7 protein-coding genes and 1 riboswitch are annotated in these 10,703 nt (G+C 72.7%); of the genes, 2 read left to right on the top strand and 5 right to left on the bottom strand.

What is annotated here, in order from left to right; genetic code table 11:
- Positions 1 to 70: 70 nt before the first annotated feature.
- The 5 genes from cobN to JGS39_RS29855 all read right to left on the bottom strand — a co-directional run bounded on the left by cobN (position 71) and on the right by JGS39_RS29855 (position 8,340).
- Positions 71 to 3,721: a cobaltochelatase subunit CobN gene (cobN, locus tag JGS39_RS29875; RefSeq protein ID WP_219572820.1), complete on the bottom strand. Its 3,651-nt coding sequence runs from the start codon at positions 3,719 to 3,721 to the stop codon at positions 71 to 73.
- A gap of 20 nt (positions 3,722 to 3,741) precedes the next feature.
- A complete protein-coding gene (locus JGS39_RS29870) occupies positions 3,742 to 5,283 on the bottom strand; it encodes a cobyric acid synthase (protein ID WP_219572819.1) in 1,542 nt (513 codons plus the stop codon).
- Entirely contained in the window at positions 5,280 to 6,368 is a 1,089-nt protein-coding gene (locus tag JGS39_RS29865; RefSeq protein WP_306069665.1) for a cobalamin biosynthesis protein, read from the bottom strand. Before JGS39_RS29865 ends, JGS39_RS29870 begins: the two co-directional genes overlap by 4 nt.
- Before the next feature lie 134 nt (positions 6,369 to 6,502).
- Positions 6,503 to 6,634: riboswitch (cobalamin riboswitch) on the bottom strand.
- A gap of 163 nt (positions 6,635 to 6,797) precedes the next feature.
- The gene (locus tag JGS39_RS29860) at positions 6,798 to 7,052 is read right to left on the bottom strand and encodes a hypothetical protein (RefSeq protein WP_219572818.1); all 255 of its coding nucleotides are present in this window, start codon (positions 7,050 to 7,052) and stop codon (positions 6,798 to 6,800) included.
- 25 nt (positions 7,053 to 7,077) lie between these two features.
- Positions 7,078 to 8,340, bottom strand: a complete 1,263-nt coding sequence (locus tag JGS39_RS29855; protein ID WP_219572817.1) for an inorganic phosphate transporter — start codon at positions 8,338 to 8,340, stop codon at positions 7,078 to 7,080.
- 236 nt (positions 8,341 to 8,576) lie between these two features.
- Here JGS39_RS29855 and JGS39_RS29850 point away from each other — a divergent pair, with 236 nt between their 5' ends.
- Entirely contained in the window at positions 8,577 to 9,245 is a 669-nt protein-coding gene (locus JGS39_RS29850; RefSeq protein WP_219572816.1) for a class II aldolase/adducin family protein, read from the top strand.
- Positions 9,246 to 9,316: 71 nt separating this feature from the next.
- A complete protein-coding gene (locus tag JGS39_RS29845; RefSeq protein ID WP_219572815.1) occupies positions 9,317 to 10,444 on the top strand; it encodes an alpha/beta hydrolase in 1,128 nt (375 codons plus the stop codon).
- Positions 10,445 to 10,703 lie beyond the last annotated feature (259 nt).

Here is a 10,703-nt window from a genome sequence, read left to right as displayed (position 1 = left end):
CGGTTACGGGAAGGGGCGGGACAGGGGAGAACGTCCGCCGCAGGCGCCACACCCGCCATACGTACCCCGCTCACTCGTCCCCCTCCAGATCGCCCTCAAGCTCCAGATACGTCGCCCGCAGCCGCTCCAGCGTCTCCGCGTCCGGCTCCGCCCACAGCCCCCGCTCGGCCGCCTCCAGCAATCGCTCCGAAATCCCGCGCAGCGCCCAGGGGTTGGACTTCTTCATGAAGTCCCGGTTGGTCTCGTCGAACACGTACTCCGCCGACAACTTCTCGTACATCCAGTCGTCCACGACCCCCGCCGTCGCGTCGTACCCGAACAGGTAGTCCACGGTCGCCGCCATCTCGAAGGCGCCCTTGTACCCGTGCCGCCGCATGGCCGACATCCAGCGCGGGTTCACCACCCGCGCCCGGAACACCCGGTGCGTCTCCTCGCCCAGCGTCCGCGTCTTCACCTGATCCGGCGTCGCCGAATCCCCCACGTACGCCTCGGGCGACTCCCCGGTCAGATGCCGCACCATGGCCACCATGCCGCCGTGGTACTGGAAGTAGTCATCCGCGTCGACGAGGTCGTGCTCCCGCGTGTCGACGTTCTTCGCCGCCACCGCGATCCGCCGGAACGCCGTCTCCATGTCCCCGCGCGCAGCCCGCCCCTCCAGCCCGCGCCCGTACGCGTAACCGCCCCAGACCGCGTACACCTCGGCCAGGTCCGCGTCGCTGCGCCAGTTGCGCGCGTCGATCAGTGGCAGCAGGCCCGCCCCGTACGCCCCCGGCTTCGAGCCGAAGATGCGTGCCGTGGCCCGTCGGCGGTCGCCGTGCTCCGCCGTGTCCTCGTCGGCGTGCGCCCGTACGTAGTTGGCGTCGGCCGGCTCGTCCAGCTCCGCCACCGCGCGTACCGCGTCGTCGATGAGGCCCACCACATGCGGGAACGCGTCCCGGAAGAACCCCGAGATGCGGACCGTCACGTCGATGCGCGGCCGGCCCAGCTCGCCCATCGGCACGACCTCGAAGCCCGTCACCCGGCGTGAGGCGTCGTCCCACACCGGGCGGCAGCCGAGCAGGGCCAGGATCTCCGCGATGTCGTCGCCCTGCGTGCGCATGGCCGAGGTGCCCCACACGGTCAGGCCGACCGACTTCGGGTAGTCGCCCGTGTCGGCGAGGTACCGGGCGATCAGCGAGTCCGCGAGCGACTGGCCGACCTCCCACGACAGCCGGGACGGAATCGCCTTCGGGTCGACGGAGTAGAAGTTGCGGCCGGTCGGCAGCACGTTGACGAGGCCGCGCGTCGGCGAACCCGAGGGGCCCGCCGGGACGAAGCCACCGTCCAGGGCGAGGAGGATGTGGTCGATCTCGTCGGTCGTCCGGGCCAGTCGCGGCACGACCTCCTCGCAGGCGAAGCCCAGGACGGCCACGGCGTCCGGGAGTTCGAAGCCCAGCACCTCCCGTACCAGACCGGCCGCCGCGGTCACGTCCCAGCCGCGCGCCTCCATGCCCTCCGCGAGCCGGCGGCACAGCTGCTCCAGCAGATCGATCGCGTCCGCGCCGGTCCGAGCGGGGCCGTCCACCAGCGCCGTCAGCTCGGCCGGCACCTTCACCGCCGCACCCGGCTCGCCCAGCAGCTCCTTCTCGCTGAGCCCGAAGTGCCCGGCGACGGCCGCCCGCAGACCAGGCAGTGCGTTCGCCGTGCCACCCCACACCTGCGAGGCGCGCAGCACCGCGAGCACCAGGTTGACGCGGGCCTCGTCGACCGGGCCGCCGCCCAGGATGTGCAGACCGTCGCGGATCTGGACGTCCTTGATCTCGCAGAGGTAGCCGTCGATGTGCATGACGAACGAGTCGAAGTCGTCGTCGCCCGGCTGCTCGTCGACATGCAGGTCGTGGTGCAGTTCCGCGGCCTTGACCAGCGTCCAGATCTGCGCCCGTACCGTGGGCGCCTTCGTCGGGTCGAGATCGCTGACCAGCGCGTACTCGTCGAGCAGCTGCTCCAGCTTCGCCAGGTCGCCGTACGTGTCCGCGCGGGCCATCGGCGGCACCAGGTGGTCCACCACCGTGGCGTGGCCGCGGCGCTTGGCCTGGGTGCCCTCGCCCGGGTCGTTGACGATGAACGGGTAGATCAGCGGCAGCTCACCGAGCACCGCGTCCGGTCCGCAGCCCGCCGACAGGCCGAGGCCCTTGCCGGGCAGCCACTCCATCGTGCCGTGCTTGCCCATGTGGACTACGGCGTCCGCGCCGAACGTGTTCTCCAGCCAGCGGTACGTCGCCAGGTAGTGGTGCGAGGGCGGCATGTCGGGGTCGTGGTAGATCGCGATCGGGTTCTCGCCGAACCCGCGCGGCGGCTGGATCAGCACCACCACGTTCCCGAACCGGAGCGAGGCGAGGACGATGTCGTCGCCGTCCACGTACAGCGAGCCCGGCGGCTCGCCCCAGTGTTCCAGCATCGAGTCGCGCAGCCCCGGCTCCAGCTTCGCGAACCACTCCCGGTAGTCGGCCAGCGGCACCCGCGCGGGCGCCGCGGCGAGCTGCTCCTCGGTCAGCCACTCCACGTCGTGGCCACCGGCGTTGATGAGGCGGTGGATCAGCTCGTCGCCGTTGTCCGGGTGTTCCGCGACCCCGTATCCGGCGTCGCGCAGGGCGTCCAGGACCCGTACCGCGGAGGCGGGCGTGTCCAGGCCGACCGCGTTGCCGACGCGGGAGTGCTTGGTGGGGTAGGCGGTGAAGACGAGGGCGAGCTTCTTCTCGGCGTTCGCCTTGTGCTTGAGGACGGCGTGACGCACGGCGATCCCGGCGACGCGGGCCGCGCGCTCGGGGTCGGCGCGGTACACCGGCACCCCGTCCGGGCCCTGCTCCTTGAAGGAGAACGGCACGGTGATGAGCCGGCCGTCGAACTCCGGGATGGCGACCTGCATCGCCGCGTCCATGGGGGAGAGCGCGGCGTCCGACGCGTCCCATGCCGCCCGCGAGGACGTCAGGCACAGCCCCTGGAGCACCGGCACGTTCAGATCGGCGAGCGCGCCGATGTCCCAGGCCTCGTCGTCGCCCCCCGCGGAGGCGTCCGACGCACGGGTGCCGCCGGCCGCGAGCACCGTGGCGACCAGGGCGTCGGCCCGGCCGAGGAGCTCGTACAGACCCGCGTCCGCGCCCCGCAGCGAACCGCAGTACACGGGAAGGGCGTTGGCGCCGCGCGCCTCGACGGCGTCGCACAGCACGTCGACGAACGAGGTGTTGCCGGAGAGGTGGTGCGCCCGGTAGAAGAGCACGCCGACGGTCGGGCGGCCCTCGGTGAACGTACGGCTGCCGTGCAGGCCCCACTCGGGCATCTTCTGCGGCTCGGCGAAGCCGTGCCCGGTCAGCAGGACGGTGTCGGAGAGGAAGCGGGCCAGCTCGACGAGGTTGCCCGGGCCGCCCTCCACCAGGTAGCGCAGCGCCTCGGCGACGACGCCCGCCGGTACGGACGACTCGGCCATCAGCTCGGCGTCCGGCACGGTCTCACCGCCGAGCAGCACGGTGGGGACGCCCGACGCCTTCAGCGCCGCGAGGCCGTCCTCCCAGGCGCGCTTGCCGCCCAGCAGGCGGACCACGGCGACGGAGCAGCCCTCGATCAGTGCGGGCAGTTCGTCCTGGACGTCGATACGGGTCGGGTTGCCGATCCTGTACGGCGCGCCCGAGGCGCGCGCGGCGAGGAGGTCGGTGTCGGCGGTCGACAACAGCAGCACGGTGCTCATCGGGGCGGTCAGTGGCGCGTTCATGCGCGTGCTCCAGGTGCTCCGGGGGCGATGAAGGGAAGTCCTGCCGGTGCGCCCGACTCGATGAGTCGCCACAGCGCATCGGTGTCCGCGTGTTCTTCGATCAGGTCGCCGAGGCGGTCGAGCTGTTCCTCCCGCAGCCCGGCGAAGCAGGTGTCGGGGGCGGGCACGAATCGGCGGCCGGCGGCCTTCGCGATCTCGGTCAGGAAGCGGCGCCGGAAGGTGTCGCTCTCCAGCGAGCCGTGCCAGTGGGTGCCCCACACGGCGCCGGACCGGCAGCCGTCGAGACGCTGTCCGCCGCCGTCGGTGAGGAAGGGTTCGCCGCCGCGCACGTCCGCGACGCCGTGGTGGATCTCGTACCCCTCGACCGGGGCGCCGAGGGCCTCCCCGGCCGGGCGGGCGAGGGTCTTCTCGCGGTCGAACCGGATGCGTACGGGCAGCAGTCCGAGCCCGTCGACCTGCCCGGCGCGCGACTCCACGTCGTCCTCGATGTGCTCGCCGAGGATCTGGTAGCCGCCGCAGATGCCGAGGACCGGGCGTCCTTCGGCGGCGCGCCGCAGCAGTGCGTCGGCGAGCCCGCGCTCGCGCAGCCAGGCGAGTGCCTTCACCGTGCCGCGGGTGCCGGGCACGATGACGAGGTCGGCGTCGTGGAGTTCCTCGGCCCGGTCCACGAACCGTACGACGACGCCCGGTTCGGCGGCCAGCGCGTCCACGTCGGTGAAGTTGGACATCAGCGGCACGGCGCACACGGCGACGCGCAGGATGTCCTCGCCGTGCGGCGGAGCGACGACGGACTCGCGTACGGTGCCGCGCAACGAGACCCGCAGCCCGTCCTCCTCGTCGATGCCGAGACCGTGGGCGAACGGCAGCACCCCGTACGTCGGCCGTCCCGTCAGACCGTGCAGCATGTCCAGACCGGGCTCCAGCAGCGAGACGTCGCCGCGGAACTTGTTGACCAGGTAGCCGGCGATCAGCGCCTGGTCCTCGGCCGAGAGCAGGGCCGTCGTACCGAAGAACGAGGCGAAGACCCCGCCGCGGTCGATGTCACCGACGACCACCACCGGGAAGCGCGCCGCCCGTGCGATGCCCATGTTCACGATGTCCGTGCGCCGCAGATTGATCTCGGCCGGACTGCCCGCCCCTTCGCAGATCACCGCGTCATACGTGCCCCGAAGCTGCTCCAGGCAGTCCACGACGGTGGACAGCAACGACTCCTGCCGGCCGCCGTGGTAGCCGCGGGCGCTCATCTCGCCGACCGGACGGCCCATCAGGACGACCTGGCTGGAGCGGTCGCTGCCGGGCTTGAGCAGCACCGGGTTCATCAGCGCGGTCGGCTCCACCCGGGCGGCCTGGGCCTGCATGGCCTGGGCGCGGCCGATCTCGGCGCCTTCGCGGGTGACGAAGGAGTTGAGCGACATGTTCTGGGCCTTGAACGGCGCCACCTTCACGCCCCGGCGCACCAGCCAGCGGCAGATGCCCGCCGTGACGACGCTCTTGCCCGCGTCCGATGTGGTCCCGGCGACCAGCAGTCCGCCGCTCATGTCGGTCTCCGTTCTGAGAGTCGGGATCCTGCGGGTCGGGATCCCGAGAGTTGAGTTCCCGCGAGTCGAGATCCTGAGAGGCCGGGTCCGTGGGTACGGGCGCCGGTGGTACGGGCGCCGGTGGTGCCGGTCCCCGCGATCCTGCGTGCCGCGAAACCCGCGCCCAGCCGGGCCGCCACGCTCACGCCGAGGGCCAGCGCGCTCACTCGGCGCGACAGCCGTACGGCCCGCTCGATGTCGGCGGACTCCACCGCGCGGCCCGTCTCCCCGTTGAGCACGGGACGGTGCTCGACCCGGCCGCCGTAGGCGAGCGTCCCGCCGAGCCGTACGCCGAGCGCGCCGGCGAACGAGGCTTCCACCGGGCCCGCGTTGGGGCTCGGGTGCTTGGCCGCGTCGGCCCGCCACGCGCGGACCGCTCCCCGTGGCCGCCCCCCGGCGGCCACGGCGAGGAGGGCCGTCAGCCGGGCGCCCGGCCAGCCCGCGAGGTCGTCGAGGCGGGCCGAGGCCCAGCCGTAACGCCGGTAGCGGGGCGACTTGTGACCGACCATCGCGTCGAGGGTGTTGGCGGCCCGGAACCCGACGAGTCCGGGGACCCCGCCCAGCGCGCCCCACACCAGGGCGCCGACCACCGCGTCCGAGGTGTTCTCGGCCACCGACTCCACGACGGCGCGGGCGATCTGGGGACCGTCCAGGGACTGGGGGTCGCGGCCGCACAGACGCGGCAGCCGTTCCCGGGCCAGTTCGAGGTCCCCGGCGGCCAGGGCGTCGCCGATGGACCGGGCCTCGCGGCCCAGCGACGTACCGCCGACGACGGACCAGGTGGCGGCCGCGGTCAGGGCGACGGACGCGGCGGGGTGGCGGCGCAGGGCGCGGGAGGCCAGCGCCGCGCCCCCGGCGGCGCCTCCGGCGCAGACCAGGGTGTGCAGGGCGCCCCACCCGCGGTGGTCGCGCCACAGACGGCGTTCGACGCCTGCCGCGGCCCGCCCGAAGGCGGCGACCGGGTGCCCCCTGCGGGGATCACCGAGCAGCAGATCGCCGATCAGACCGGCCGTGGCGCCGTACGCGAAGATGCGATCGGCACGCACGGTTCAGCCGGCCGTTGCGCCTCGAAGGACCTGGGGACCTGCTGGGGGTTGCACAGGGACGGACGCACGGCAGCCGGGCATGGCGATATGTCCTCACTCAGGGTCCGCGCCCTGGTTCGACGTGACGGCGACGAGAGTCTCCTGGCTTCCGGATCCGCAGTTCCCCCGGCCTTCCAGTCCGCTTGCGTGGACCGTGACTTCCAGTGGTGGGGGACTGCTCCCCGGTGACAGTGGCGGGACCGCGCCGGATTCGCACCGGCTTCCTCTGCTGTCGCCGTAATGGCTCCGGCAGTCCACCACGCTCTGCGAACGCCCGTCAACTTGCCGTTGACCTGCGAAGGTGCAGTGTGCTGAGACGCACATCGGGCCGGACGCACCTCAGGTGCGTCCGGCCCGATGAGAGTGGGACCGGTGGGGCTCAGGCGGTGATCAGGCGACGATCAGGTAGATGCCGTAGGCCACGGCCGCGGCACACAGGCCGAAGCAGACGTACGCGCCCGCGCGGGCCAGCATGAGCGAACCGCCCGCCGAGCCCGCCGGACCGCCCGACGAGCCGCCCTGCGCGGCCGGTTCGGGCTGCTTGGAGAGGCCGACGATGCCGAGGGTGAAGAGGCCCACCAGTGCGACGGTGGCGACGAGTGAGACGCCGAAGACGGTGCCGAGGGCTGCCCAGTCGATGTTCATGGGGATCTGTCCTTACCGGAGGCTCTTAGACCGTGGCGGGTCGGGCCGGGTCGGCGACCGGCCCGGCGGGGGCCGGGATGGTGGCCGTGAGGTCGTGGGGCTGAGCGGCCGCGGTGGGCGGCGGGCTGACGGCCGCGATGGCCATGGTGACGACGCCCGCGGGCTCGGCGTCCGCACCGGCCGGGGCGACGTCGTCGTGGCCGACGGGCTTGCGCCGCGACAGCATCCAGATCGCACCGGAGCCGGCGACCAGCAGCGCCGCGACGACCACGACACCCCAGGTCCCCTGCTTGGTGAGCAACTCCGCGCCCGCGCCGACCAGACCGGCGGCCGGCAGGGTCAGGCCCCAGGCGACGAACATCCGGGTGGCGGTGGACCAGCGGACCACGCCGCCCTTGCGGCCGAGGCCCGCGCCCATGACCGCGCCGGAGCACGACTGGGTCGTGGAGAGGGAGAAACCGAGGTGGGAGGAGGCCAGGATGACGGTGGCCGCGCTGGTCTGGGCGGCGAAGCCCTGCGGCGGCCTCAGGTCGGTCAGGCCGCTGCCCATGGTGCGGATGATGCGCCAGCCGCCCAGGTAGGTGCCGAGTGCGATGGCGAGACCCGCGGAGACGATGACCCAGACCGGCGGGTTGGAGCCGGGGGAGAGGACGCCGCCGGTGACCAGGGCGAGCGTGATGATGCCCATGGTCTTCTGCGCGTCGTTGGTGCCGTGCGCGAGCGATACGAGCCCGGCCGAGGCGATCTGCCCGGCGCGGTACCCCTTCGCGGTGGCCTTCTCCTGGGCGCCGCCCGTGACCTTCCCGCCGATGCGGTACGTCAGCTTGGTGGCCAGCAGCGCGGCCAGACCGGCGACGACCGGTGCGGCGACCGCGGGGAGCAGCACCTTGGTGACGACGGTGCCGCCGTCGACCGACGACCAGCCCGCGGACATCACCGCGGCGCCGATCAGGCCGCCGAACAGCGCGTGGGAGGAACTGGACGGCAGGCCGACCAGCCAGGTCAGGAGATTCCACAGGATGGCGCCGACGAGCGCGGCGAAGATGACCTCGGTTCTGAGCCCGTCTTCGTTGATGATCCCGCCGGAGATCGTCTTGGCGACCTCCACCGACAGGAACGCGCCTACGAGGTTGAGAACGGCGGACATGGCCACCGCTGTCTTGGGTTTGAGTGCGCCGGTCGAGATGGTGGTGGCCATCGCGTTGGCGGTGTCGTGGAAACCGTTCGTGAAATCGAACACTAGAGCTGTCACGATCACAATCGCGAGCAGCAGCGTGATGTGTTCCATTTACCCAGGCAATCGTTCGACGTCAGTGGCACGTGGACCGTAGGCAATCTGGGTGAACGGAAGATGAACTGGGCAGGGCGTTGCGGTGACCCCAACCGGAGTGCGGTCGCCCTTTTCGTCCGCCGGGTGACGGCCGGATTCCGGTACGGGCCGGTGTGGGCCCGGAATCCGGCGTCCGAGGAGGCCGTCGTGGGAGGGGTGGCAAAGAGCCGCTCATCCGTTGAAAGGATCTTCGTATGAGCGGTGAGTGGCGCGATTCGATCGAACGGGCCTGGGACGCGGTCGTCGCCACCGCCCGCCGGACGGCCTCCGAGGGACTGGTCGTGGGCACCTCGGGCAACGTGTCGGCACGGGTCGGCGGGACCGTACTGGTCACCCCGAGCGGAGTGCCGTACGACCGGCTCCGCCCCGAGGACCTCACCGGCGTCGATCTGGAGGGCAACCAGGTCCTCGGAACCATGGCCCCCACCAGCGAACTCCCGCTCCATCTGGCGGTGTACCGGAACACCGGTGCGGCCGCCGTGGTGCACACCCACGCGGTGCACGCCACAGCCGTCTCCGCGCTGGTCGTGGAGGTGCCGTCGGTGCACTACGCGGCAGCGATGCTGGGCGGCCCCGTCCGGGTCGCCGCCTATGCCCGCTACGGCACGGACGAACTGGCCGAAAACATGCTCACGGCTCTGCGTGACCGTACCGGCTGCCTGCTGGGCAACCACGGCACGGTCACCTACGGCGCCTCCCTCGACGAGGCGTACGACCGCACCGCCCAGCTCGAATGGCTGTGCCGCCTCTGGCTCACCGCGAGCTCGGTGCCCGGCCGGACCCCGGCCCTGCTCACGCCGGAGCAGCTGAGCGACGTCGGGGAAGCGCTGAAGGGGTACGGGCAGCCGCGCGGAAACCGGTAGGGGATCCGGCCGGCGCACCGGACGGCCCCCGTCCGCTGGCAGCGTGCGGCGGCGCCCCGGACACTGAAGCGGTGCGCCCCGCTACAGCAACAGCAGCAGCCGTCACCACGATCCTCGGCGTCGGCGCGGCGGCGGTCGCCGCCGGCCGGTACGCCGGCGACGCCGCCCTCAAGGCACCGTCCGGACGCCCCCTCCCCGCCGACCGCCGGCTGACCGTGCATGCGACGGCGGCCGGGCAGGTCACCCTCACCCGGTCCTTCACCTCGCTACGGCCGGGTACCTACGGGCTGGTGGGCGACGGCGTCCACGCCGTCGTGGGCCCGGTGATCGACCAGGCCCACCAGGCGGCCGACACCGTCGTGCGCCGGCTGGAGCGCGTGAACCACGGCACCCTGCGCCCCGGCGCCAAGGTCCGCATCACGCCGGAGCTCCACAGCGGCGACCCCGCCACCGCCCTCGGCCTCGAATTCCGCGAGGTCGAGATCCCCGGGGAACTCGGCGGCCTGCCCGCCTGGTTCGTACCGGGCCCCCGCGACACCTGGGTCATCACCGCACACGGCCTCGGCACCACCCGGGAACACCCGCTGAACCTGACGGCCTTCCTGCACGGGCAGCAGTTGCCCGTGCTCGACCTGGCCTACCGCGGCGACCCCGGAGCCCCCCGCTCCCCGGACGGGCTCGCCCACCTCGGCGAGTCCGAGTGGCGGGACCTCGACGCGGCCATCCGCTTCGCCGTGCGCTACGGCGCCGAAAAGGTCGTCCTGCACGGCTGGTCCACCGGCGCCTCGATGGCCCTGCACGCCTGCGTGAACTCCGCGCTGAGAGACCGGATCTGCGGTCTCGTCCTCGATTCGCCGGTGCTGGACTGGCAGGTCACGCTGCGCGCCCTGGCCGCCGCCCACGGCGTCCCCTCCGCCCTGCTGCCCCTCGCAGTCCGCGCCGCCCAGGGGAAGACCGGGCTGCAAGGGGCCCGGCTCCTGGACACATCGCTGCCCGCGACCCTGCATGTGCCGACGCTGATCTTCCACGGGCCCGACGACACCCTGGCCCCGTGGCAGCCGTCCCGGGAGCTCGCCGCCCGCCGCCCCGACCTGATCTCGCTGCACGCCGTGCCCCAGGCTCCGCATGCGGCGATGTGGAACGCCGGCCCGGCCCACTACGAAGAGACGCTGCGACGCTTCCTCACGCCCCTGATGTAAGCGGATGTGCCGCTTCGGCCGATTGGTCCCGGCCGGTGCGGCACGGCCCCGACACCGTTGATACGGGTTCCGTTTGGGCTTTCGGGCCGTCAGAGGCAAGACTGCTCCCCGTGACGTCCCGTACCCCGCGCGACTCCAGGCTGCGACTTGTCCGCCCGAGACCCCTCGCCACAGCTCGCAAGGCCGTGACGACCCGGCGCACCAGGCCGGCGCCCCGCCCGCCCGAGGGCACCCCGCCCCGGGCGGGCGGGGCGCCGGC

The organism is Streptomyces poriferorum, from assembly GCF_019399235.1.
GTDB lineage: Bacteria > Actinomycetota > Actinomycetes > Streptomycetales > Streptomycetaceae > Streptomyces > Streptomyces poriferorum.
Note: the sequence above shows the minus strand (reverse complement) of the source record. Positions and strands in the feature narration are given on the sequence as shown.

Bases quoted from the DNA above. Each gene is read 5' to 3' on its own strand.
- cobN (WP_219572820.1), bottom strand. From the start codon at position 3,721: ATGAGCACCGTGCTGCTGTTGTCGACCGCCGACACCGACCTCCTCGCC.
- JGS39_RS29870 (WP_219572819.1), bottom strand. From the start codon at position 5,283: ATGAGCGGCGGACTGCTGGTCGCCGGGACCACATCGGACGCGGGCAAG.
- JGS39_RS29860 (WP_219572818.1), bottom strand. From the start codon at position 7,052: ATGAACATCGACTGGGCAGCCCTCGGCACCGTCTTCGGCGTCTCACTC.
- JGS39_RS29855 (WP_219572817.1), bottom strand. From the start codon at position 8,340: ATGGAACACATCACGCTGCTGCTCGCGATTGTGATCGTGACAGCTCTA.
- JGS39_RS29850 (WP_219572816.1), top strand. From the start codon at position 8,577: ATGAGCGGTGAGTGGCGCGATTCGATCGAACGGGCCTGGGACGCGGTC.